Below are 21980 nucleotides of genomic sequence, written 5' to 3'. Positions count from 1 at the left end.
ATGGTTCATCTTCGCTGACTTTCGTTATTCTTTTGGAGAGCATTGGTCTTCCGCATGAGGGAAACAGATCCAAAAAACAGCATCAGAGCCAGTACTGGATGAAGAGCAGATACATATCCAATTCCAGACGGTAATTTGGCGCTGACCACGATCAAAATGAGGATGCCGCACAAAGCCGCACTCCGCATACGAAGAGCAAGCGGCAGCCGAGCGATAAAAGAAAGCACGAGTATCAGGATTGAAACTATGAACAGCATACTGGCAAAGCCTTTATGGGTGGCCCATTGGGCCGGGTTCCAAAACAGTGCAAGACCGGCAAAAAACACTTGAACCATAATGCAAATCGCAAAGATCATCACCATTGCCTGGAACACCAAACGCGTGCGAACCACGAAAGGTGAAAGTTGGGTGGTTTCCACCGCGTGATCCCCGACTTCATTTTCACTGCGGTTTACAGATAGGTTGCTCATCTTAGAATCCTCGCTTTCGTTAAAATAAGATCGACATGGCACACAATTCAGCTCATTTCTTCCACGATTCATCGTACGTTTTCATGAAAACACGCCTCCCTGCTCCTTTCTTGTTCTTCGCGGCGATTGCTCTCGTGTCACCGTCAGTTTATGAAATAAATGTCGAGAACTTATGCAGATCTGCCTCTTTTTGTGTGGATTTCCTTCAAGAACATGTAAGATGACGGTATAATTTCCGGTAAGTGGTGTGTTCTCGCACTGGAAGCAAACGAAACGGGAAAGGTGAGATGGGAATGGAACCGAAATTGTTGCTTGTGGACGACGAACCGGGCATGCTTGAGGAGATGCACACCTATCTGCAACGTGAAGGGTTTCGGGTATTGACCGCCTCTACCGGTACGGAAGCGCTCACGCTTGCCCGGTCTGAACGGCCTGATCTCGTCGTGCTTGATTGGATGCTCCCCGGGAAGAGCGGCATCGACGTATGCCGCGAAATCAGGCAAACCTCACATTGCGGCATTATTATGGTCACGGCCCGCTCGGATGAATCGGATAAAATCGTCGGTCTGGAGATCGGTGCTGACGACTATTTGACAAAGCCGTTCAGCTTGCGCGAACTCTCTTCGCGCATCCGGGCTTTACTTCGCCGCATACGCGGCCCTGAAGACAAGTTGATGTTGTTGGAAAGAGACAACCTGATCATTTCCGAGGCCAAATGTCAGGTATTCAAAGACGGCCAGGAGATTCAATTGACACCGACAGAATTCAAAATTTTGCACACGTTGGCTGCGCGTCCCGGCATGGTGTTCAGCCGCCTGCAATTATTAAAAGCCGCACTCGCGGACGAATATATGGGGTACGAAAGAACGATGGATTCCCATATCCGGAATCTTCGCCGCAAGTTGGGAGATGATCCGGCCAATCCTCGTTATATTCAAACGGTCTACGGGTTCGGTTACCGATTCGGTGAACAATGACGAAGCTGACCGTACGCCAAAAAATATTTGTCTACATGGGATTGATCATACTGATTGTCGGCGGCGCTCATGCCGTAACCAAGCAGGTATACATGGAGTCTTTGTTTGATCAATTTCAGAAGGAAGAGATCAGCGCAACTTATTTGCACGCATCGTCTGAGGAGCAGATCGAGATCTTGAAGATTTACGTTTCAGGTAAGATGCAGACATTTTTGCTTGGAAATTGGGTATTTTTCATCGGCATCGGCCTCTTTGTCAGTTTCTTGTTATCGGGGGTGCTGACGCTCCCGCTGCGAAAGCTCGTTGCTGCTATCGAACGCGTTGCGCAGGGGGATTTTGACGTGATCGTTCCTGTACAATCAAAAGACGAATACGGGAAAGTCATACAGACATTCAACGAGATGACGCTTCGCCTCCGGGAAGCGGAGGACGCCCGCAGGCGGTTGGTAGCGGATGTCGCTCATGAGCTTCGAACTCCGCTGTCGATCATGCAGCTAAAATTAGAAAATGCGCAACAGACCGGTCAAGACGTCCCTCCGGAAATGCTGCTCAGACTCCATGACGAAGTGATCCGCCTGGGTCTGCTTGTGGAAGATCTTCATGTCCTGTCGCTGGCTGAGGCGGGTCGATTGTCCTTAGATTGCAAACCGCTCGATCTGTCGGCCAGACTTGAACAAATCGTTGACGATGTGAACATGGAGGCTGAAGAGAACGGACTGGACATGCACTTCCATTCGAACACGAAGCCGATCACGGTGATGGCCGACACGAGACGGATCACGCAGGTGTTCATCAATTTGTTGACGAATGCAATCCGCTACACACCGGAAGGCGGACAGATATCAGTTGTCATGGAAGACAAGGTCCTGGATCGGAATGCTGTCTATACGCGTGTCTCCGTGATCGACACCGGCATCGGGATTCCAGCTGAAGAGCTGGCCCACCTGTTCGATCGTTTTTATCGCGTGGAAAAGGCCCGTTCGCGGCATACAGGCGGAACGGGGCTCGGATTATCGATCGCCCATCATCTTGTCAAAGCCCACGGCGGATTCATCCGCGTCGTGAGTGAGCCTGATCAAGGTACTATATTTGCTGTGTATTTGCCGTCGGGAAACTGATAAACTGATCGCTGCGCGAATAGCAGGAGCGCAGCGATCAACGTAAAAAAGGCTCCTTTCGTATGAAAGGAGCCTTTTCCATAGTGCTGGCATTCAATCCTTATACCATTATGGAGCAGTGCAACCGACCATGCCGTGCTCCCGTTGTGGTCGGTTTCTTAGCCCCAAGCCTGCGCCGCAAATCAAAACGGCTGCCCTTTCACGGCAACCGCTTTGATTTCCAATGTCAGACCCGCTGGTCCGACGTAATAAATTTAATTTCCAACATTGTTTATTCGGAGCGGTATAGCTGCCCACATGCCGCGTTAATGTCCGATCCGAATTGAGTTCGGACCGTGATGCTGATCCCCTTTGACTTCAAGATCCGAACAAACGCTTTCAGCCGATTCGTATCAGATTGACGATAGCTGTCTGGCATCACTTCGGTCGAATTGAAGGGAATCAGGTTCACGTGGTAGAGATGTTCCCCAGGTCCCCTTCCCCTTAATAGCTCGGCAACCGCTTCCGCATGCTCCGTTGAGTCGTTGACTCCTTGAAGCAGAGTATACGCAATATACACCTTTCTCCCTGTATGCCGAATGTGCCGATCCAATGCCTCCAACACGTCGCGGACTGGGAATCGGTCGTTAATCGGCATCAGCTCGCTTCGCTGATCGTCGAACGGCGAATGCAGCGAGTAGGTGAGATTGACCTGGGGAAACTCCCGTGTCAGCTTGTCGATCCCCGGCAGCAGGCCAATGGTGGAAATCGTAATTCGCCGATGTCCTAAACCAAAGAGCTGCGGGTCGGTCAAAATCGTCATCGCCTCAAAAATATTCGGGTTGGCGAGCGCTTCCCCCATGCCCATGAAGGAGACGCTGTCCAAGGCGTGGCCGTTCAAGCGAAAGTGCAGCAATTGATCGGTAATTTCGTCCGCGGTCAGATTTCGTTTCAGGCCGATAGTACCGGTGGCGCAAAACCTGCACCCGAATCCGCAGCCGCACTGCGTGGAAATACAATACGATTTCCACCCCCGCTCATACGTAAGACGTACAGCCTCCACGCGTTCGTCGCCCGCAATGGCAAACAGCACCTTGCTGACCTGTTGCGACGTGAGTTCTTTTACCGGAACGATGCTGCAGACGTTCGGACCAAGCATCCGGGTCAACTCGTCGCGCAAAAATTTGGGCAGTAAGGTCATCCGTTCGTATTCGCCGACGTTTTGTTTGAATATCGCGTTCATCATCTGAGCATACCGATACGCGGGCTGCTTGAAATCGGACAACATGCGCCGAATCATTTCATATTTCGAGGTTGGTCTCATGTCTTCTCCTTACCGCCGGAGAACACGTAAAAAAGCAACCGTCAGTTGGCGCTTTGACACGTCAAACCAACTATACAGAAAAAGGCAAACGTTTGCAGACAGACCGCTACGTGCACCTGTCGATAGATTGGTAAATCTCCGGCAACCAAAATGTTTTTTCGTGAACCGCTTCAGCGAACAGGAAACGGTTCACCCAATCATCTACAACCTCAACCATCACCGTTTTCATCTCCTAAAATCGATTAGTCTTTCAGTTCCACAATCTTGGTCGCGATCTGCTTGCAAAACTCGCTGTCATGCTCCACAAAAAGGATGGTCGGAGAATGCTCCAGCAGCAGCTCTTCGATTTGCATCCGGGAAATAACGTCGACAAAATTGAGCGGTTCGTCCCAAACATGCAAATGTACCCGCTCGGAGAGGCTTTTCGCGATCAGCACCTTTTTCTTCTGACCGCCGCTAAAAGAAGCGATGTCCTTTTCGAATTGCACGCGCGAAAAATCGAGTTTACTCAAATTCGCTTTGAACAGGCTTTCGTCAATCCCGCAGTTTCTGGCGAAGTCCGACAAATTGCCCCGCAAGTGTGAGGTGTCCTGCGAAACGTATGATATTTTCAACTGGCTCCCTATGCGCAACGTGCCGGAATAAGGAATTTCCTCGCCGCAAATCAGTTTGAGCAAGCTGGATTTACCTGAACCGTTCGAACCAGACAGCACAATGCGATCTCCTTGCTCCACCGAAAAGCTGACGTCGCGGCAAACCTCCCTCTCACCGTACTGAATCGAAACGCGGTCAAACTCGACCAATTGCTGTTTGTGATACGAGATTTGAGAGATTTTCAGGCTTTCCGAGCTTTCAACGTTTTTAAGCAATTGGGATCTTTCCTCAATCGCCGATTGTTGTCTTTTCTCGATCGATTTGGACCTCTTCATCATTTTGGCAGCCTTGTGACCGATGTACCCTTTATCGACCTTGGAGCCGGAGTTGCGGGTGCCGTTTTTCGTTTTTTCCACTTCGTGCGACCAACCGCTCGTCCGCTTGGACGCTTCGGACAGCCGCTTGATGTCCTTCCTCAGCTTGTCGTTCTCGGCCATCTCAAAGTTGTCCTGTCGTTCTTTGTTCTCCCACCAGTCGGAAAAATTCCCCTTCTGGATTTCGATATTCGTCTTGTTGATCGAAAGAACGTGATCCACACAGTTGTCGAGAAACGCCCGGTCGTGCGACACCAAAATAAACCCGCTCTTTTGGTTCAAATAATCGCTGACCAGCTTCCGAGCGTGCAGATCCAGATGGTTGGTCGGCTCGTCAATGAGCAAAAAACGGTTTTCCTTCAAAAACAGGGCGGCCAGCATCACCTTCGTTTGTTCTCCGTTGGACAACGATTCGAACGGTCGGTATAACACGTCCTCCGACACATGCAGCAGCGAAAGCTCGCGTAGAAGCTGCCAATGCTCAAAGTCCGGATCGATGTCGGCAACGACGTCGATCGTATGGTTCTCTTTGTGTTCAACGTGGAAAGGGAAGTACTCGAAGCTGACGGTGGCCGAAATCGTTCCGCTGTATTCGTACTTCCCCAGCAGCAGATTGAGAAACGTGGTCTTGCCCCGGCCGTTTCTCCCCGTAAAGCCCAACTTCCAGTCGGTATCAATTTGAAAGCTAACATTCTCAAAGATGTTGTCGTAACTGCCGTCATGAGCAAACGTCAGGTTTGTTACCTTGATCAATGACATGTGTCTTCAACCTCCTTTGGCAAAATAAAAAGAGCTACAAGAAAGTTACCTTTCTTGTAGCTCAAAAAATACAGCACATCCCACCCAGTACAGGGTAGGAAAAGGGTATATTTTTTGAGTGAAAAGAATCAGGTAACTTTCTTGCCTATGAAGAATAGAACAAATTCTGCTATATTCTTCAAAAAAATGGCAAGAAAAATTACATAATCCTCTTCACTCCAATCGTTTTAGGGTTAGAACGATCTTAGCATACCCGCTTCTGGATTGCAACATGACGATGGGTTACCTTCTCGATCGAGCACTGACGCTATTCCATGCTGAAACGTCTCCATTTCAGCAAGTTCAACCATCGTCGCCCCAAGCTCCCGTTCCAGCTTGTCACGCTTAGCTTTTAGTTCTGCTACTTCCTGCCCATGCCTTGTACACAAGCCATCTATATTTAGCGAACCTGCCACATCTCATTTTCGAGCCATCCATACGACCGCCTCCACATGGAACGTATGCGGGAACATATCCACCGGCGTCACTTCCACTGTCTTATACCCGTTGTCCTCCAGATAGCGCAGGTCACGTGCCAGCGTACCGGGGTTGCAGCTCACATACACCACACGCTCCGGCTTCATGTCCGCGATGGTTGCCAGCAATTGCTCGTCGCAGCCTTTGCGCGGCGGGTCGACGACCAGCACGTCGGCCCGTACACCGTCGCGGTACCACTTCGGAATCACCGTCTCTGCCTCGCCCACAGCGAAGTGGGCATTCGAAATGTCATTCAGCGCAGCGTTTTTCTTCGCATCCTCAATCGCTTCCGGCACGATCTCCACGCCGTAGACTTGCTTCGCCTTCTTCGCCAGGAACAGAGAAATAGTTCCAATGCCACAATAGGCGTCGATCACGGTCTCGGTGCCGGTCAGGTTGGCGTACTCCAGCGCTTTTCCGTACAGCACTTCGGTCTGCACCGGGTTGACTTGGAAGAAAGATCGCGCGGAAATGTCGAACTTGATGTCCCCGATCGTATCGGTAATCGTGTCTTTCCCCCACAGTGTCAGCGTCTCTTTGCCGAAGATGACGTTGGTCTTCTCCATGTTGATATTCTGCACGATGCTCACCAGATGCGGAATCCGGGCGCGCAGGCGGTCGATCAGCACGTCCCGATTGGGGATCTTCCGGCCGTTCGTCACCAGCACGAGCATGGTCTCCCCGGTATGGAAGCCTGCCCGTCCAATGATATGGCGCACCAAGCCGCGACCCGTTTCTTCTTCGTAGTGCGGGATCGCCAGCTCCTGCAGAATTTCTTTTGTCGTATGTACAATCTCATCATTATAGGCATGCTGAATATCGCAGCTCTGCATCTCGATGATGTCGTGCGTCCGCGGCGCGTAAAAGCCTACAGCCAGACGACCGTCGATCTCCCCGAGCGGCACTTGCGCCTTGTTCCGATACTGCCAAGGTTTGTCCATGCCCAGGGTCTCGTGCACGGTCACGCCTTCCAGCTTGCCGATGCGGGTCAAGGCGTCGACGACCGTCTGGCGCTTGTGCTTCAACTGCGCCTCGTAGGTCATGTGCTGCAGATGGCAGCCGCCGCAGCGGTGGAAGATCGGGCAGGGCGGCTCGGTGCGGCTGTCGGTGCCTTGGAGTACGTCGATCAGCCGCCCGTTGGCGTAGGTCTTCTGCACGCGGATCACTTTCGCCTTTACGCGTTCGCCCGGCAAGGCGCGCGGCACGAAAACGGTAAAGCCTTCGTACTTTCCGACGCCTTCGCCTTCGTGGCCGAGGCCGGTGATGTCGAGCTCGATGTATTGGTTTTTCTCTACAGGTACCTGCAGTTTCGGTTTCGCCATTGGGACAAGTCTCCTTACGTGGTGCGCGACAAGATGCTGTCGCGGAGTTCGGCCGCTTCGGTGCGCCAGCGCTCGATGCGGGCCATCAGTTCGTCATCCGCGCCGCCTGCGAGGCGGATGTTGGCGTAGCAGATCTCGGTGATGCCCATCACCCCGGCGTGGGCGAGATACGCGATCACGCGCACATCGCTGTGCAGCGCAATCCCTACCATCGGGGCCAGCTCGTTGCCGAGCCGCAGCACTTTGACGATCGTACCCGCGATCTTCGCCGGGCTGCCCACGTCTTTGCGCACGCAGGCGTTGCGCTCGCCTTGGATGATCTTCTGCGCTTCATACACGTCACCTTCGCCGTAGTCGAGCAGGCGGACGCGCAGCGCTGCCGCTTCTGTCAGCAGCTCGTCCACGCGCTCCGTTCTCTCGCCCTTTTTATCCAAGCGGTTTTTCGTCACGCGCAAGATCAGCTCGGCCAACGATGCCGCAAGCGCGCTGCAAGCCGCCACGACCGTGCCGCCCGCGGGACTTGGCACGTCGGGGTGCGCGACCCAGTCGCAGAGGTTGGGGAACGGCTCATCGACAAAACGCCCGGTTCGCGTCCTCGTCATGGCAGCAACAGCCTCCCGTTGTCTGCCGGCGGCGCGACCAGCACTTTTAAATGGTGCTTCAAGCAGCGGAATGTCTGCGGCAGATGGCCGCCGAATTCGCCGTCGAGGTTCAGTTCGACCAGCTCCGGCGAGGAGATGGTCAGCGAGTCGGTCTGGAAGTATATCACGCGGTCGCTGTTCGTATGATCGCCTTTCATCGCCATCCGCGCCAAGGTGATCAGCTCGGGCAGGGAGACCTGCTTGATCAGGATCACATCGAACAGTCCGTCGTTCAGTTTGGCGTTCGGGGCGAGTTTTTCAAACCCGCCGACCGAGTTGGAGTTGGCGATCAGACAGAGCATCGCTTTGCCTTCGTACGCAAAATCGGGCGAGTCGATCTCCAGATGGATCGTTTTCAGCCCCGGCAGTTTTTCCAGCCCTTTGACGTAGTAGGCCAGCTGCCCGAGGTGCGTTTTCAGCTTGCTCGGCACTTCATAGGTCAGCTCGGTCAGCCGCCCGCAGCCGGCGATGTTGATAAAATAGCCGTCGTCGCCGATCTGGCCGACGTCCATCTCCATCGCGTGGCGATGGACGATGATCTCGCAGGCTTTTTTCAGATCGCGGGGAATGCCGAGCGCCCGTCCCAAATCGTTGGTCGTGCCCGCCGGCAAGATGCCGAGCGTCGGGCGGTAGTCGAGCGTCGACAGGCCGTTGACGACTTCGTTGATCGTGCCGTCCCCGCCCGCTGCGATCACATAATCGAAATGCTCGGCCGAAGCCTGGCGCGCCGCGAGGATCGCGTCGTTCGCGCCGTGCGTCATCGCGCAGGAAACTTCTAAGCCGCCTTGTTCTAAAATATCTAACACATCCGGCAAGTGGTTGCGCAGCGCTTCCTTGCCGGCGCTGGGGTTATAGATCAGCCTTGCACGCGGTCGCCGCATCGCGCGACACCTCCTGATAAAGACATGCTGTGAAAAACCCCAAGCCGTTCACCGCTTGGGGTTCTCCTCTAGTAAAGAGTACGAGTCTGACTACGCATTGATGCGCTCCAAAATGAGTTTGTTCACGAGCCCCGGGTTGGCCTGGCCTTTGGTCGCTTTCATCACCTGGCCGACCAAGGCGCCGAGGGCGCGCTCTTTCCCCGCTTTATAGTCTTCCACAGATTGCGGATTGTTAGCAAGAACTTCCTCGATGATCCCGCCCAGCGCTCCTTCGTCGGAGATCTGCACGAGGCCTTTTTCCTCAACGATCTGCTCCGGGTCGCGACCCGTCTCCAACATGTCTTTCAAGACATCTTTGGCGATCTTGAGGGAAATCTTGCCTGTGCCGATCATGTGGATCATCGCGCCGAGCTGTGCCGGCCGCACTTTCGCCTCGGTGATCTCCAAGCCGTGCTGGTTGAGGTAGCGCAGGAAGTCGCCCATGATCCAGTTCGAGACCGCCTTCGGATCGGCCCCGCCCGCCACGGTCGCTTCAAAAAAGTCGGCGACCGGCTTCGACGCGGTCAGCACGTCCGCATCGTAGGACGGCAGGCTGAGCTCGGCAATGTAGCGGGCCTTCTTCTCGGTCGGCAGCTCGGGGATCGTAGCGCGGATGCTTTCGATCCACGCGTCGTCGATCGCGAGCTGCACGAGGTCCGGCTCCGGGAAGTAGCGGTAGTCATGCGCATCTTCTTTGGTGCGCATGGTGATCGTCTTCTTCGCTGCATCGTCCCAGCGCAAGGTGCTCTGCAGGATCTCGATGCCCTGCCCGATCAGCTCCGCTTGGGCGGCCTGTTCATATTCGAGCGCTTTCTGCACGTTGGAGAAGGAGTTCATGTTTTTCAACTCGCGCTTGGTGCCGAACTCCGCTTGCCCCCACGGGCGCAGCGAGATGTTGGCGTCGCAGCGCAACGACCCCTCTTCCATCTTGCAGTCGGAGATGTCGCAGTACTGCATGATCGCTTTGATCTTCTCCAGATAGGCTTTCGCTTCTTCCGGTGTGCGAATGTCCGCCTCGGAGACGATCTCGATCAACGGCACGCCGACACGGTTGAAGTCGATCAGGGTGGACGAGCCGTCTTCGGCGTGGGTCAGCTTGCCCGCATCTTCCTCCAGATGCACGCGGTTGATGCGGATCTGCTTCGTTTCGCCGCCCACTTCGATCTCCAGCCAGCCGTGCTCGCCGATCGGTTTGTCGTACTGCGAGATCTGATACGCTTTCGGCGAGTCGGGGTAAAAGTAGTTCTTGCGGTCAAATTTGCTCTCGGTGTTGATCCGGCAGTTCAGCGCCAAGGCCGCCTTCATCGCTTTGTTCAACGCTTCACGGTTCAGCACCGGCAATACGCCCGGGTGGCCGAGGCAGATCGGGCAGACGTTGCTGTTCGGAGGCGCGCCGAATTCGGTCGAGCAGCCGCAGAAGATCTTCGAATTCGTGCTCATCTCGACGTGGATTTCCAGACCGATGATCGTTTCGTACTGAGACTGTGACTGGGTCGCGGTCATCTTCGCTCTCCTCCTTACAGCGCCGGCCGCGCCGTGAATCCTGCCGCCTGTTCAAAGGCGTGCGCGGCGCGCAGCAATGTCGATTCGTCAAACGCCTTCCCGATCAATTGCAGGCCGACCGGCAGTCCGTTCGCCAAGCCACACGGCACGGAGATCGCCGGAATGCCTGCGAGGTTGACCGGGATGGTGTAGATGTCGTTCAAGTACATCGTCAGCGGATCATCCACGTTCTCCCCGAACTTGAACGCCGTCGTCGGCGCGGTCGGGGACAGGATCAGGTCAAAATCGGCAAAAGCGCTGTCAAAATCCTGCTTGATCAGCGTCCGCACTTTCTGCGCGCGCAGGTAATAGGCATCGTAATAGCCGGACGACAGCGCGTACGTGCCGAGCATGATCCGGCGCTTCACTTCGTCGCCAAACCCTTCGCCGCGCGTCTTCTTGTACATCTCGATCAGGTTGTCCGCTTCGGCCCGCACGCCGTAGCGCACGCCGTCAAAACGCGCCAGGTTGGACGACGCTTCGGCCGGGGCGAGCAGGTAGTAGGTCGCCACCGCGTATTTCGTGTGCGGCAGCGTGACCTCGCCAAACGTCGCGCCGAGCCCTTCCAGCGTCTCTATCGCCCGCTCGATCTGCCCGCGCACGGCCGGGTCGAGCCCCGCTTCGAAATACTCCTTGGGCAGCCCGATGCGCAGGCCTTTGATGTCTCCGGTCAACGCTTCCAGATAGCTCGGAAGCTCCACGTTCGCCGAGGTGGAATCGAGCGGATCGTGCCCGGCGATCGCCTGCAGCACGATGGCGCTGTCTTCCACGGTACGGGTGAACGGGCCGATCTGATCGAGCGAGGAAGCAAACGCGACCAGACCAAAGCGAGACACAAGGCCATAAGTCGGCTTAAGCCCGACCGTCCCGGTGTAGGCGGCAGGCTGGCGGATCGAGCCGCCCGTATCGGAACCGAGCGCAAAGAGCACTTGTCCCGCCGCCACCGCCGCTGCGGAGCCGGAAGAGGAACCGCCCGGCACGCGCTCCAGATCCCACGGATTGCGCGTCGGGAAGAAGCCGGAGTTCTCGCCGGAGGAACCCATCGCGAACTCGTCCATGTTCGTTTTGCCGACCGAGATACCGCCGGCCGCCTGCAACTTAGCGACCGCGGTGCCGTCATACGCCGACACGTAGTTCGCGAGGAGCTTCGAAGCGCAGGTAGTTGGCAACCCTTTCGTGTTCATGTTGTCTTTGATCGCGCCCGGAATGCAGAACAAAAGGCCTGCATCTGCCGGCATCGCTTCGTCCATCTTCCGCGCGGCGGCCAGCGCCTGCTCGCCGTTAACGTGCAGGAACGCTTTCACCTTGTCATCCGTCGCGCGGATCCGCTCGAGGGAGGCGCTGACCAGTTCGGACGGCTTGAGCTCTTTGCGGGTGATCTTGGTATGCAGTTCGCGTATCGACGCGTCTAACAGCGACATGTTGGTTATCCCTCCATCACCGCAGGCACACGAAATTGTCCGTTCGCTTGATCGGGTGCATGCGACAGCGCTTCGTCTTGGGTCAGCCACGGGCGGGCTGCGTCTTCGCGCAGCACGTTTTGCAGCGGCATCGAGTGGGTGGTCGGGGCGACATCTGTCACGTCCAGCGCTTGCAGCTCGCCTGCGAAGTCGAGGATTTTGCCGAGCGTTTCGGCCATCTTGACTTTTTCCTCCTCTGTCAACGTCAGGCGCGACAGGTTGGCGATATGTTCAACATCTTGCCGTGTGATGCTCATCACAGCGCACCTCCAAAGCCGTTCTATACTGGAAACCATTTAGAAATTATAGCATACACCCAATTTTTCCAGCAACTTGTCCACAGCTTGATCAAAAAAGAGTCCACGGCGCTATCTGCCATGAACTCTCCGTTGGATGCTCTTGATCTTCCACTCGCTGACCGCATCGGGCTGGCGGACCAGATCGAACGCCAGAACGTGCTCCTCATCGTAATAGCCCGGCTCGATCCAATGATACACCATGGCGGACAGATTCCCGCCGTTCACGCGGTCGATCTCATGGGCGTAAAAATTCAGCTCGGGCAACGGCGTCCCTTTTGTCAGGTATAACATCGCCCCTTTGCGGTCACCCGCTTCGAACGACGAGAGGAACGCTTCCAACGTTTCCCCCTCCACGTCGGCGCGCTGCAAAGTGCGGTCTTCAGTGCGCACCAGTTTGAACTGCGGCGACTCGTGCGGCACGGGCTGGAAGCGATACAGCTCCACCCATTCCCGAAACGGCGTCTGCACCTTTTTTTCCAACAACGTCTCCGCCCGAGCGGTACGCCGGATGCCGGTGAAGCCTGCAAACGTGCTGATCGAGCCGTCCGCACCGTCCCAGAGCTGCAGCAACGGCTCATCCAGCGCCCCGCGCCAGAAGATCAGCAGATCGGGCCGGCCATCCCGGTTCAGATCGGCCGCCGCGATGTGCAACTCGTTGTCCGGGTAGACTTCCTGCAGCAAAATCCGCCCGGTCGCCGACCGCACCCGCACATGTCCGCGCAGATTGGTCGCAAACGTCTCCGCCACATCGAGCCGCCCGTCATGGTCGAAGTCGGCCGACTCCGTCTGTTTGGGCACCAGCAGCGTCTCCAGCCCCTGCCCCAGCACTTCCACCTTCGGATAGACGAAATGCAGTTCATGGCCCTGCGCCGTCTTCCGCACATGCAGCGCCCCGTCCGGCTCCACCTCCGGCGGCACGATCGCACCGTCCTTGATCTTGATGACCCGCGCAAACGGCACGGCGGTCACATCGCCCGTCGGGTCGCTCTGCAGCGGCGACACTTCCACCAGCAGCGTAAACGCCTTGACGTCTCCGATCCGGAACTTCACCGGGCGCTCCTCGACGATCCCAAGCCACTTCCCGTTCACCCGCACCGACGCGCCATAGAGATAATCCGGTATCACCGCAAACTCCATGCCTCTCCCCCTCCATTCACCTCATGATATGCAGGCGGAGAGGCGGTTGCCTACCTGTGCTTATTCAAACCACTTGATCTCTTCCCGCAAATTCACCACATCGCCGACCAGGATGATCGACGGGTTGGAAATCTGCTCCTGGCGGGCGATCTCCACAATCGTTTCCAAGTTGCCGACGACCGTTTTCTGCTCGGCCATCGTGCCCCAGTGGATGATGGCGACCGGCGTTTTCGGGTCGCGTCCGTGCGTGATCAGCTGCTCGCAGATTAAAGGGAGGTTTTTGACGCCAAGATAAAATGCAAGGGTGTCGACAGCGGTGGCGATTTTGTCCCAGCGGATGCTGGACTGCTCTTTGATCGGGCACTCATGGCCCGCGACGACCGCAAAAGAGGACGACACGTAGCGCTGCGTGACCGGGATGCCCGCGTAGGCCGGCGCGGCGATGCCGGCGGTGATGCCGGGCACGACCTCATAGGGGATGCCGTGCTTCTTCAGTTCCAGCGCCTCTTCCCCCCCGCGGCCGAAGACGAACGGATCGCCGCCTTTCAGGCGCGTCACCACTTTGCCTTCCTGCGCCTTGGCGATGAGCAGTGCGTTGATCTCCTCCTGCGGCAGGGAATGGCGGTCCGGCAGCTTGCCGACATAGATCAGTTCAGCGCCCGCCTTGGCATAGTCGAGCAGCACCGGATTGGCGAGGCGGTCATAGGCGATCACGTCCGCCTGCTGAATGCATTCCACCCCTCGCACCGTGATCAGCTTGGGGTCCCCCGGACCCGCACCTACCAAATAGACAATTCCAGCCATCCCGATCTCTCCCTTCAACCTTAACCCAAGTTTTCCACCCATTATACTTGGTAAAAGAGAAATTGTCAGCACCGTCTTCCGCGCAATATAGTAAACTTGAAAGCACGACCAAGGCAGCAACTCAAACGGAGGTGCCATTCCGATGAACTTTACCGACATGCAGCGCGACGCGGTCTATGAAGCGATCCACAACCGCCGCGACATTCGCAAATTCCTGCCCGCCCCGATCGACGAGGAGAAGATCCGCCGCATCCTGCTGGCCGGACATCATGCCCCGTCGGTCGGCTTCATGCAGCCGTGGGACTTCATCCTCGTCACCGCGCCCGAGGTGAAACACCAGCTCGCCGAAGCGGCCGACAAAGAGCGCCGCGCCCTCGCGATCCATTTTGCCGCCGAAGGGCGCGATGACAAGTTTCTCGCGATCAAAGTCGAAGGGCTCCGCGAAGCCCCGCTCACCGTCTGCATCACCTGCGACCCGACGCGAGGCGGCGACCATGTGCTCGGGCGCAATTCGATCCCGGAGACGGACATTCTGTCGGTCGCCTGTGCGATCCAAAACATGTGGCTCGCGGCGTACGCGGAAGGGATCGCCATGGGCTGGGTCTCTTTTTACAAAAAGTCGGACGTGCGCCGCATCCTGAACATCCCGCCGCACATCGACGCGACCGCCCTGCTCTCGTTCGGCTATACTGACGAGTATCCCGACCAGCCAATCTTGGAAAAATCGGGCTGGGCTAAACGCCAAAGCTTCGAGAACCTGCTGCACTACAACTCGTGGCAGAACAAAGAGAAAGAAGGCTCCCGCTAAGGTGAGCCTTCTTTTTTCAAACGGCTTCATTCAAACGACGTTTCTTAACGACGGATCGAGCAGATTTTCTTTCCCGATCTTCAGATGCAGTTCGGCAAACAGATCGTACAAGGGTTTGACCACGCTGTGATCGCCGGCAGACAATCGCGCCAGCATGGCGATCGGCACGGCGCGGTCCGCTTCGTCGACATGCTTTTTCAGGTAGCCCCAAATGTGGGTCAGCAGGTTGACCATGTTTGACGGCAGCAGTTCGGAGCGCATGGCGTCAACATAGATGCGAAAGACGTTTTGCTTGGCGATCGCAAACGAGATCGCGCCGGCGCGGTGGCTGTTAAGCAGCGTGCGGATGCGAAAGTACCCGCTCGGGTCGCCTTCGAGCACGACAAATTTCATCTTGTGCCACAAGGTCTCCAACTGCTGCCCGTCGGTCACGGCCAGTTCGAGCACCTGCAGTTCGAGCAACAGGCGTTCGCGGCGCTCTTGGATCAACTGCTCCAGTTCTTGGCTCATCATTTCCATGAAGGTCCTCCTCACTTGCTTGCTCGCTTAGCGGCTGATGCGGTCTGCCACAATCCAGCCGGACAGGGCGGTGCCAAGCGTTCCTGCACCCGGAAACACCGTGTCCCCGCACAGCCACATGCCTTCCAGTCCCGACAGCGGCGAATAGGAGCTCATCCAGCTGAATTTGCCAGACGGAATGTACCCGCCGACTTTGCCCCGCTCGCGGAGCACATAGCGCTGGAACGTCACCGGTGTCGCAGGCAGGCTCATATCCACCGCCGCGCGCACCTGCGGAAACTTGCGCTCCAGCGAGGTCATGATCCGCTCGGTGTATGACGCTTTCAGCTCGTCGTACCTGCTGCGCTCCCACCAGCGGTCGAGCGCGGTGTGCGTGGAGATCGTCAGCGCCCGCTTGCCCTCCGCCGCCCGCAGCCGGTCGTCCGTTGCTGACAGCGAGACGAGAAACTGATTGCCTTCGGTCAGCGGTGCCTCATACTGTTCGATAAACTGATGAAACAGCGCCTCCGAAGCAAACACGTCTCTGCAGCCGAGATAGAGGGCGTACGCGCCCCAGGCAGGGCGGGATCTTTCCTCATCTTCACGCACGCGCAGTTTGCGCCCAAGATCGGCGTCAAACAGGCCGTGCAGGTTGTGGATCGAGTTGTTCAGCACGACTTGTTTCGCGTGATAGCGCTGCCCCTTGGCGGTCGTCACTTCCCATCCATCGCCGCGCTTGGCGATCTGCTGCACGCGGCTGCGCAACTGCACGGTGCCACCATGTGTGCGGATCGATCCGGCGAGGTCTTCCGCCACCGTCGCCAAGCCCCCGTAGATGTAAAACGCACCGCGGTGAAACACGTTCAGCGCGATGTAGCCGAGAAACGCCGGGCAGCCTGCAACGGTCGTCTGCACCGCATCGATCAGCTGGCCGTTCAAAAAGGCGACAAACTGCCGGTGCTCCGCCAAGCCGTATTTTTTCAAGCGGTCCTGTACCGTCTGGAGCATGTAGGGCATGAGCTTGGCATTTTCCAGATTGGCCATGCCGAGCACTTGTTTGTAGCCCCGCCAGTCGACCGGCGGGAACATCGGTTTGCGGGCGATGATCTTTTGAAACTGCTCCGCGACCGCAATCAGCTCTTCGTAAAAGAGGATCATCTGCTGATGCTCCTGCGGGAACTGGCGCTCCAATTCCTCGTACCAGCGGACTTTCGCCTGATAGTAGCGAATGTCGAGGTCGGGCAGGTGCACATCCATGATGATCGGCAGCAGCTTCATCTGCGGCAAGGGCAGCCCGAGCTCCTGATACAGCTCCGCCAGCGTGCCTCCTGCTTCAAATCCCATCCCAAGCGTCGCCCCGACGGCAAAGCGGTAGCCGCCGCGGTCGAATTTCCCCGCGCAGCCGCCGAGTTCGTTCGAGCTCTCCAGCAGCAGCACATCCAGCCCTCGCTTGGCGAGCAAGGCGCCGGCCGACAAGCCGCCGAATCCGGCTCCGACGACGATCACATCGCGCACGTTCATCTCGTCTCCTCCGTTCACTCCGCCGCCAACTCGCGGCGGAACCACTTCGTCCACTCGTCCATTCCGCCGTCCAGCCGCATCGGCTGCCAGCGTTCCGCCACGTCTTGAAAACCGGAGCCGCCAAGCACGACTCGCAGGTGCGGAAAGCGCGCCGTCAGCCGGTCGAGCAGCACTTCCGTGTCGGGCAGCAGGCGCGAATCGGTCAGCGACAGAGCCAGCACGCGAATCCCGTTCTTTTCGATGACGAGTTCCAAGCCTTCAAGCGGGGTATCCGAGCCGAGGTAGATCACTTCGGTGTTGTTGCGGCGCAAAAACAGCATGAACAGCAGGAGCCCAATCTGATGCTGCTCCCCCTGCGGGCAGCAGGCCAGCACTTTCGGCAGGCGCGGGCTGGTCTGAAAGATTTGGAAAAACTGATGGAAGCGCTGCAAGATGATGTTGCTCGTAAAATGCTCCTGGGCGACGCTGACCACGCCGCGCTCCCAGTCATCGCCGATCTGCTGCAGGAGCGGGGCGAGCACGTGATGAAACATTTTTTCAAAATGGAACATGGCAAATCCCATGTTGATCAGCTCGGTTACTTTTTCCAAATCAAAGGACAAGCATGCTTCATATAACAAATTGCGCAATTGTTCTGCGTTTTGTACGGGTTCATCCACAGGCAAATTCAGTTTTGGCTGTTCAGCTTCCAGTGCGCGGTCGGCGCGGATCTGCTCCAGCATTTTGACCGCTTGCGAGATGTTGACGCCTTTTTCCTCCGTCTGGACTTTCAGCCAGCGGAGATCTTCGATGTCCTGCTCGCTGTACAATCGGTGTCCCGACTCGGAGCGCACCGGGTTGACCACCTGATACCGGCGCTCCCACGCTCGAATCGTCACCGCCGGCATGTTGAGCAGTTGGGCGACCGACTTGATGTTGTACATGGATTCGACTCACATCCTATATGTTATACAATTATTATACAGTTCTGGTGCGCCGTTTTCCACTTCTCCTCCGTCAGATTTTGTCTCCTTGTAGCCGAAAGCCTACGTGCTGAATAGGCTGGAAAGCAGTGAACGAAAGGAGATGACATCCAATGTCTAAGCGTAAGAAAAAACGCTATGACGCAGCGTTTGAATACAGAGTATTCCCTGCTATGTATGGGTACGATCCGCGATTCTTCCCGGGTGGCACATCAGGTTTCCCGGGCACTCCGGGCGGTTTTCCGGGCACTCCGGGCGGTTTCCCCGGCACTCCAGGCGGTTTCCCCGGCACTCCGGGAGGTTTCCCCGGCACTCCAGGCGGCTTTCCGGGCAGTCCCGGCGGTGTGCCCGGTGGTCCTGCCATGGCTCCGACCACGCCGCCGCCGAACTTTGTGCCGCAAAAGCCGGTGACGGCAGCGGGCTTCCCGCAGCAGTTGGCGGTCAGCGCACCGTCGCTGCGCCCGTGCCTGTACCGCTTTACGTACGTCTGGCTGCGTGGCGGCGGCTCGTTCTGGTTCTACCCGGTCTTCCTCGACCGCCGCACGGTCGCCGGATTCCGCTGGAACGGATTCAGCTGGTCCTATCTCGGTCTCAATCTGAACCGCATCGAATACTTCCAATGCACATAACGCCAAAAGCGCCGGATCGCTCCGGCGCTTTTTCGCGCTTGCATTATCGAAACCTGAGCGTTCTGACCAGATGGCGAATGTGCTCTTCATCCGCCCACAGCACAAGATAGCGGTACTTCTGTCTGTCGATCTCGACCGGGGCGGGATATTCGACGATGAACGCCGACTGTGCTTTCATCTCCTTTGGCTGATCTTCACCCGGAAACACGTAGCAGGCGTCCCGCCCGAAATGGCGCGCCGCTTTGATTTTGGGCTTGGTGCCGTACGGTTTGAACTTATGGTAAGCCTCGCGCTGGCACACCGCTTCCAATCCGTCGTCACCGGCCGCTGCTGCGACCTGGAACCAGCCGTCGCGGCCCTGATAGCGCTCCTCTTCGATCCGAATCCAGTTCTGCGGATACTCAAAGGTCACCTGAAACTTCGCGCTCGAAAAGCGTTTCCAGCGTTTGCGCGAGAGGCTGCTCAACATCCAGCCGATATAGTTTCGCATCGGAATCGACTCCTTCTGGGAAAAACGTGGTGCAGTCATCGTCAGGATATGTATCGGGAGCCCAGTTGGTTCTGCTATAATAGAAATTACCAAACAATGTAAACCACTGGAGGTCGTCCCCCTATGTCCCCGCGTTCCGCTTATCTGTACCAGCTGCGCCCGTCCCGCCCCGATCTGCCCGAAACGCTTACGCCCGCAGAGCAGGCGGTGATCGGTGATCATTTTGCCTACCTGCAGCGGCTGCTCGCTGCGGACCAGCTCGTGATCGCCGGCCGCACGCAAGATTACGATCCGCTCGGCCTGTGCATCTTTTATGCCGATTCGCCGGAACAGGCGCAGGAGATCGCGAACAACGACCCGGCCGTCGTCAAAGGCGTGATGACCGTCACGGTGCGCCCGTACGGCATCGCCCTGCTGAAAGGAAGAGACTGATCATCCCCCATCATTCCTGAGGAGGCATGACCATGGAAGCAAATCGACTGCACGAAACACAGCCGGCCCGTCCGGCGATCATCCCGCAAGAACCGCTGAATGAAGACCTCGCCTTGATGCAGCGCGTCATGGGTGAGCCGATGAAGGAGGTCAACTTGCGGCTCCTGCCGCGCTGGCTGCAACTGTTCGGCTATGCGATGGGCGGCTGCCTGCTGATGATCGGCGCATTTGCGCTGTATTTGACGATCACCGCCTAGCCTCGTTGAGGGAAAGCTGCACGTGAAAGGAAAAAGCATCGGAGCGCCTCCGATGCTTTTTGTGTCGCTATTCGGTTCGCAGCTGCGGGCTGCGCTTCTTCAGCTCGGCGAGAAACTCCGCCTCCCGCTCCGGCGAGATCAGCACCGAGTCGTAAGTGGAGCGGATCTCCATCCGGTCGAGCGACAAGGCCGGGCCGGAGATGATGCTTCTCGTCTTACGCACCGACCGGATCTGCTGGTACGGAATCCGCCAGCGGAAGGGGCCGCCTTTGATGTACAGCTCGTTTTCACGGAATTCATAATAGGTGTTAAAGAGCCAGAGTATGAGCGCCATCGTCGCCACTACGATCACGATGGCCGGCCACTCGCGGTCGAGGATCGCAATGCCGGCCACGACCAGCAGGAACAGCAGCGTTCCGCCGAAGAACAGATAGATAAATGGTCCTTTTTTACTGGGATATCTCATGGTTTCTCCTGCCTTCTCCTGCAAGCACTTACAGTGTTTTCCGCATTACAACGCGGTCTTCGCAATCTTCTGCCACTTCAAAACCATTTTCCTCATACATCGAAAAGGGGCCGTGGTAATGATCCTGCACCGTCTCGCCCCGCTTGTTCGGATAGCCTTCGACATATTGATAGCCTTCCGCCTTAAAACCTGCACACGCCGCGCGCAAAAGCGCCGTGGCGATGCCTTTCCCGCGCTGGTCCGGTGCGACGATGAAACAGACAAACACGCCCGTCTTCGCCTCGGGCTCCCGCATGACATCCGCGCTTTTGACCACGTTTTGCGCATCGTTGGCATGGCACCACCCGACCGGTTCGCCGTCGGCGAAGGCCAGATAGCCGTTCAGCCCGTTGGCCTTGATCCACTGTACGGCAGCTTCCCGATTTTCCTCGGCGCTGCGCCCGTCCCATTCCCCGTCCGCCCACTCACGGCGGTAAAAATAGCAGTAGCAGGACGCCCAGCGCTCATTGTCCTGAAACGCCACATGATCAAAAAAGTGCAAAAACGACTCCGCCAGATCAGGAGTCAGCTTCTTTACCTCAACGTTCAACTTGGCACCTCCAGCTGTTTTTTCCATTTTATCACATCGCCAAGCGCCCACGAAGCACTTTTTCGTCCCATGTCACCGGGCCGGATGGGAGCTTCTCCAGATCGAAAACGGGGGTCAACTCCTCCGCCCGCAGCGCGCAAAAAGACCTGGCCAACGTTGTCGCCAACTTGCCAAGCCTCGTGCAGGAACGGTGCCGGCAGCCTACCTCCCGCCCGTCTGTCCGGTGACCTTTTGCAAAAACGCGAAATACTCCGGCGTCACAAATCCGTCCGCCCCGCGCAGAATCTCCGTCACATAATGCGCGGGCGGCGGGATGTCGGCCGGCGCCTTGTGCACGACGAGGAAAGTCAAGGCTTCGTGCAGCTCGCCGTTCATCTCCACCGTGATGAACGCCGGGCGGTACTCCGCAGTCAACACGCCTTCCCGCACCCAGAGATAGTCGCGCGCTTCCTGCCCGATCCGATACACCTTGCCTTCCACCGCTCCGCCTTCCTCGACCACATCGGCCCGCCCCGCGCCGTCTCCGGCGAGGTACGTAAAGCGCAGCGCATACCCGTGCAGCACGCCGAGCCCCGCGATGTCCGCAAAGTGCCCGTCGACGCCCGCTAACTGAAAGCGCTCCGTATCGAGACAGGACGCGTAGGCGAAGTACAGCAAAGGCAGGCTGTTCATCTTGCGGTGCACGTGCCAGTCGCCCAGCTCGATTTTTGCAAAACTGTCCGGTATCTCCTCCGCTAGCTGGACAAATGCCAACGCTGCAACAGCTCCGCGATCCGTCTCCGCCTGTACCGTTTGGCGGGACAGTCCGCGCTGCCCGGCCAGCGCCTCCCACTGCGCCAACTCCGCTGGCTCCAGCTCATACAGCGAACCGTACACGCGCTGGCCGCCCGTACCGAGGCTGGCTGCCGGGTACCCTTTCCCCGTATCCCACAGTGTGCCTTCGATCCAGCTCTGCTCCGCAACGCGCACGCCCGCCTGCTCGAAGTCTCCATACACAAAAACCGTCTCTGCCATGCCGCTTCGCCTCCCCTGCTTTTCTTTCTTCTATTGTAGCATGTGCGACTTTAGATTTCGGCAGGAGATCCGCTTCTT

The 21980-nt window shown here is 57.2% G+C and carries 25 protein-coding genes; 6 read left to right on the top strand and 19 right to left on the bottom strand.

Annotated features, from left to right (window positions below; genetic code table 11):
• Positions 1–5 precede the first annotated feature (5 nt).
• Complete coding sequence (locus EV586_RS07260) at positions 6–470, bottom strand: DUF6220 domain-containing protein (RefSeq protein WP_132944402.1); 465 nt, start codon at positions 468–470, stop codon at positions 6–8.
• Between the two features lie 293 nt (positions 471–763).
• On the opposite strand from EV586_RS07260, the gene EV586_RS07255 reads away from it, so the two are divergent.
• Both EV586_RS07255 and EV586_RS07250 read left to right on the top strand, forming a co-directional pair.
• Positions 764–1447 (top strand): response regulator transcription factor, encoded by a 684-nt coding sequence (locus EV586_RS07255; protein ID WP_132944401.1) that lies wholly within the window; start codon positions 764–766, stop codon positions 1445–1447.
• Positions 1444–2565 (top strand): sensor histidine kinase, encoded by a 1122-nt coding sequence (locus tag EV586_RS07250; RefSeq protein ID WP_132944400.1) that lies wholly within the window; start codon positions 1444–1446, stop codon positions 2563–2565. The genes EV586_RS07255 and EV586_RS07250 overlap by 4 nt, the downstream gene beginning before the upstream one ends.
• Positions 2566–2836: 271 nt before the next feature.
• Here the strand turns inward: EV586_RS07250 and EV586_RS07245 are convergent, their stop codons facing one another.
• The 10 genes from EV586_RS07245 to cobA all read right to left on the bottom strand — a co-directional run bounded on the left by EV586_RS07245 (position 2837) and on the right by cobA (position 14236).
• Positions 2837–3868 (bottom strand): Cfr family 23S rRNA (adenine(2503)-C(8))-methyltransferase, encoded by a 1032-nt coding sequence (locus EV586_RS07245; protein ID WP_132944399.1) that lies wholly within the window; start codon positions 3866–3868, stop codon positions 2837–2839.
• Between the two features lie 242 nt (positions 3869–4110).
• Entirely contained in the window at positions 4111–5595 is a 1485-nt protein-coding gene (locus tag EV586_RS07240; RefSeq protein ID WP_132944398.1) for an Lsa family ABC-F type ribosomal protection protein, read from the bottom strand.
• 458 nt (positions 5596–6053) lie between these two features.
• Complete coding sequence (gene rlmD / locus EV586_RS07235; protein WP_132944397.1) at positions 6054–7433, bottom strand: 23S rRNA (uracil(1939)-C(5))-methyltransferase RlmD; 1380 nt, start codon at positions 7431–7433, stop codon at positions 6054–6056.
• 14 nt (positions 7434–7447) lie between these two features.
• Positions 7448–8035 (bottom strand): cyclodeaminase/cyclohydrolase family protein, encoded by a 588-nt coding sequence (locus EV586_RS07230; protein WP_132944396.1) that lies wholly within the window; start codon positions 8033–8035, stop codon positions 7448–7450.
• Complete coding sequence (locus EV586_RS07225) at positions 8032–8955, bottom strand: diacylglycerol kinase (protein WP_132944395.1); 924 nt, start codon at positions 8953–8955, stop codon at positions 8032–8034. The genes EV586_RS07230 and EV586_RS07225 overlap by 4 nt, the downstream gene beginning before the upstream one ends.
• 90 nt (positions 8956–9045) lie before the next feature.
• Entirely contained in the window at positions 9046–10497 is a 1452-nt protein-coding gene (gatB, locus tag EV586_RS07220) for an Asp-tRNA(Asn)/Glu-tRNA(Gln) amidotransferase subunit GatB (RefSeq protein ID WP_132944394.1), read from the bottom strand.
• Between the two features lie 14 nt (positions 10498–10511).
• Positions 10512–11957 carry an Asp-tRNA(Asn)/Glu-tRNA(Gln) amidotransferase subunit GatA gene (gene gatA, locus EV586_RS07215; protein ID WP_132944393.1) on the bottom strand — a complete coding sequence of 482 codons (1446 nt, stop codon included), beginning with the start codon at positions 11955–11957 and terminating at the stop codon, positions 10512–10514.
• A gap of 5 nt (positions 11958–11962) precedes the next feature.
• On the bottom strand, positions 11963–12253 hold the full coding sequence (gene gatC / locus EV586_RS07210) for an Asp-tRNA(Asn)/Glu-tRNA(Gln) amidotransferase subunit GatC (RefSeq protein ID WP_207893863.1): 291 nt from the start codon (positions 12251–12253) through the stop codon (positions 11963–11965).
• A gap of 111 nt (positions 12254–12364) precedes the next feature.
• Positions 12365–13432 carry an FG-GAP repeat domain-containing protein gene (locus tag EV586_RS07205; protein WP_132944391.1) on the bottom strand — a complete coding sequence of 356 codons (1068 nt, stop codon included), beginning with the start codon at positions 13430–13432 and terminating at the stop codon, positions 12365–12367.
• Between the two features lie 60 nt (positions 13433–13492).
• On the bottom strand, positions 13493–14236 hold the full coding sequence (gene cobA, locus EV586_RS07200) for a uroporphyrinogen-III C-methyltransferase (RefSeq protein WP_132944390.1): 744 nt from the start codon (positions 14234–14236) through the stop codon (positions 13493–13495).
• Between the two features lie 142 nt (positions 14237–14378).
• On the opposite strand from cobA, the gene bluB reads away from it, so the two are divergent.
• Complete coding sequence (bluB, locus tag EV586_RS07195; protein WP_132944389.1) at positions 14379–15044, top strand: 5,6-dimethylbenzimidazole synthase; 666 nt, start codon at positions 14379–14381, stop codon at positions 15042–15044.
• A 30-nt stretch (positions 15045–15074) separates the two neighbouring features.
• Here bluB and EV586_RS07190 read toward each other — a convergent pair whose 3' ends face one another.
• From EV586_RS07190 to EV586_RS07180, 3 genes are read right to left on the bottom strand one after another with little or no spacing between them, the layout of a single operon-like run.
• On the bottom strand, positions 15075–15563 hold the full coding sequence (locus EV586_RS07190; RefSeq protein ID WP_132944388.1) for a DUF1722 domain-containing protein: 489 nt from the start codon (positions 15561–15563) through the stop codon (positions 15075–15077).
• A gap of 27 nt (positions 15564–15590) precedes the next feature.
• The gene (locus EV586_RS07185; protein ID WP_132944387.1) at positions 15591–17063 is read right to left on the bottom strand and encodes a phytoene desaturase family protein; all 1473 of its coding nucleotides are present in this window, start codon (positions 17061–17063) and stop codon (positions 15591–15593) included.
• Positions 17064–17077: 14 nt separating this feature from the next.
• Entirely contained in the window at positions 17078–17986 is a 909-nt protein-coding gene (locus EV586_RS07180) for a MerR family transcriptional regulator (RefSeq protein ID WP_132944386.1), read from the bottom strand.
• Positions 17987–18138: 152 nt separating this feature from the next.
• On the opposite strand from EV586_RS07180, the gene EV586_RS21060 reads away from it, so the two are divergent.
• The gene (locus tag EV586_RS21060) at positions 18139–18654 is read left to right on the top strand and encodes a collagen-like protein (RefSeq protein ID WP_165898379.1); all 516 of its coding nucleotides are present in this window, start codon (positions 18139–18141) and stop codon (positions 18652–18654) included.
• 43 nt (positions 18655–18697) lie between these two features.
• Here the strand turns inward: EV586_RS21060 and EV586_RS07165 are convergent, their stop codons facing one another.
• Entirely contained in the window at positions 18698–19144 is a 447-nt protein-coding gene (locus tag EV586_RS07165; protein ID WP_132944383.1) for a hypothetical protein, read from the bottom strand.
• Between the two features lie 123 nt (positions 19145–19267).
• Between EV586_RS07165 and EV586_RS07160 the strand changes: the two genes are divergently transcribed.
• Positions 19268–19576: a YciI family protein gene (locus tag EV586_RS07160; RefSeq protein WP_132944382.1), complete on the top strand. Its 309-nt coding sequence runs from the start codon at positions 19268–19270 to the stop codon at positions 19574–19576.
• A gap of 32 nt (positions 19577–19608) precedes the next feature.
• The gene (locus EV586_RS07155; protein ID WP_132944381.1) at positions 19609–19833 is read left to right on the top strand and encodes a hypothetical protein; all 225 of its coding nucleotides are present in this window, start codon (positions 19609–19611) and stop codon (positions 19831–19833) included.
• A 67-nt stretch (positions 19834–19900) separates the two neighbouring features.
• On the opposite strand, the gene EV586_RS07150 is transcribed toward EV586_RS07155, so the two are convergent.
• From EV586_RS07150 to EV586_RS07140, 4 genes are read right to left on the bottom strand one after another with little or no spacing between them, the layout of a single operon-like run.
• On the bottom strand, positions 19901–20299 hold the full coding sequence (locus EV586_RS07150; protein ID WP_132944380.1) for a PH domain-containing protein: 399 nt from the start codon (positions 20297–20299) through the stop codon (positions 19901–19903).
• Between the two features lie 28 nt (positions 20300–20327).
• Positions 20328–20888, bottom strand: coding sequence for a GNAT family N-acetyltransferase (locus EV586_RS07145; RefSeq protein ID WP_165898377.1), 561 nt, complete (start codon positions 20886–20888; stop codon positions 20328–20330).
• A 31-nt stretch (positions 20889–20919) separates the two neighbouring features.
• Entirely contained in the window at positions 20920–21054 is a 135-nt protein-coding gene (locus tag EV586_RS21585; RefSeq protein ID WP_279388280.1) for a hypothetical protein, read from the bottom strand.
• Positions 21055–21089: 35 nt separating this feature from the next.
• A complete protein-coding gene (locus EV586_RS07140) occupies positions 21090–21902 on the bottom strand; it encodes a gamma-glutamylcyclotransferase family protein (RefSeq protein WP_132944378.1) in 813 nt (270 codons plus the stop codon).
• Positions 21903–21980 lie beyond the last annotated feature (78 nt).

It is taken from the genome of Tumebacillus sp. BK434 (genome assembly GCF_004340785.1).
Lineage (GTDB): Bacteria > Bacillota > Bacilli > Tumebacillales > Tumebacillaceae > Tumebacillus_A.
The sequence above is the reverse complement of the archived record's forward strand: the minus strand, read 5'-3'. Positions and strand labels throughout refer to the sequence as shown.

What these genes read in the sequence shown, in the direction of transcription:
- EV586_RS07260 (WP_132944402.1), bottom strand. Translation starts at nt 470, where the DNA reads ATGAGCAACCTATCTGTAAACCGCAGTGAAAATGAAGTCGGGGATCAC.
- EV586_RS07255 (WP_132944401.1), top strand. Translation starts at nt 764, where the DNA reads ATGGAACCGAAATTGTTGCTTGTGGACGACGAACCGGGCATGCTTGAG.
- EV586_RS07250 (WP_132944400.1), top strand. Translation starts at nt 1,444, where the DNA reads ATGACGAAGCTGACCGTACGCCAAAAAATATTTGTCTACATGGGATTG.
- EV586_RS07245 (WP_132944399.1), bottom strand. Translation starts at nt 3,868, where the DNA reads ATGAGACCAACCTCGAAATATGAAATGATTCGGCGCATGTTGTCCGAT.
- EV586_RS07240 (WP_132944398.1), bottom strand. Translation starts at nt 5,595, where the DNA reads ATGTCATTGATCAAGGTAACAAACCTGACGTTTGCTCATGACGGCAGT.
- rlmD (WP_132944397.1), bottom strand. Translation starts at nt 7,433, where the DNA reads ATGGCGAAACCGAAACTGCAGGTACCTGTAGAGAAAAACCAATACATC.
- EV586_RS07230 (WP_132944396.1), bottom strand. Translation starts at nt 8,035, where the DNA reads ATGACGAGGACGCGAACCGGGCGTTTTGTCGATGAGCCGTTCCCCAAC.
- EV586_RS07225 (WP_132944395.1), bottom strand. Translation starts at nt 8,955, where the DNA reads ATGCGGCGACCGCGTGCAAGGCTGATCTATAACCCCAGCGCCGGCAAG.
- gatB (WP_132944394.1), bottom strand. Translation starts at nt 10,497, where the DNA reads ATGACCGCGACCCAGTCACAGTCTCAGTACGAAACGATCATCGGTCTG.
- gatA (WP_132944393.1), bottom strand. Translation starts at nt 11,957, where the DNA reads ATGTCGCTGTTAGACGCGTCGATACGCGAACTGCATACCAAGATCACC.
- gatC (WP_207893863.1), bottom strand. Translation starts at nt 12,253, where the DNA reads ATGAGCATCACACGGCAAGATGTTGAACATATCGCCAACCTGTCGCGC.
- EV586_RS07205 (WP_132944391.1), bottom strand. Translation starts at nt 13,432, where the DNA reads ATGGAGTTTGCGGTGATACCGGATTATCTCTATGGCGCGTCGGTGCGG.
- cobA (WP_132944390.1), bottom strand. Translation starts at nt 14,236, where the DNA reads ATGGCTGGAATTGTCTATTTGGTAGGTGCGGGTCCGGGGGACCCCAAG.
- bluB (WP_132944389.1), top strand. Translation starts at nt 14,379, where the DNA reads ATGAACTTTACCGACATGCAGCGCGACGCGGTCTATGAAGCGATCCAC.
- EV586_RS07190 (WP_132944388.1), bottom strand. Translation starts at nt 15,563, where the DNA reads ATGGAAATGATGAGCCAAGAACTGGAGCAGTTGATCCAAGAGCGCCGC.
- EV586_RS07185 (WP_132944387.1), bottom strand. Translation starts at nt 17,063, where the DNA reads ATGAACGTGCGCGATGTGATCGTCGTCGGAGCCGGATTCGGCGGCTTG.
- EV586_RS07180 (WP_132944386.1), bottom strand. Translation starts at nt 17,986, where the DNA reads ATGTACAACATCAAGTCGGTCGCCCAACTGCTCAACATGCCGGCGGTG.
- EV586_RS21060 (WP_165898379.1), top strand. Translation starts at nt 18,139, where the DNA reads ATGTCTAAGCGTAAGAAAAAACGCTATGACGCAGCGTTTGAATACAGA.
- EV586_RS07165 (WP_132944383.1), bottom strand. Translation starts at nt 19,144, where the DNA reads ATGCGAAACTATATCGGCTGGATGTTGAGCAGCCTCTCGCGCAAACGC.
- EV586_RS07160 (WP_132944382.1), top strand. Translation starts at nt 19,268, where the DNA reads ATGTCCCCGCGTTCCGCTTATCTGTACCAGCTGCGCCCGTCCCGCCCC.
- EV586_RS07155 (WP_132944381.1), top strand. Translation starts at nt 19,609, where the DNA reads ATGGAAGCAAATCGACTGCACGAAACACAGCCGGCCCGTCCGGCGATC.
- EV586_RS07150 (WP_132944380.1), bottom strand. Translation starts at nt 20,299, where the DNA reads ATGAGATATCCCAGTAAAAAAGGACCATTTATCTATCTGTTCTTCGGC.
- EV586_RS07140 (WP_132944378.1), bottom strand. Translation starts at nt 21,902, where the DNA reads ATGGCAGAGACGGTTTTTGTGTATGGAGACTTCGAGCAGGCGGGCGTG.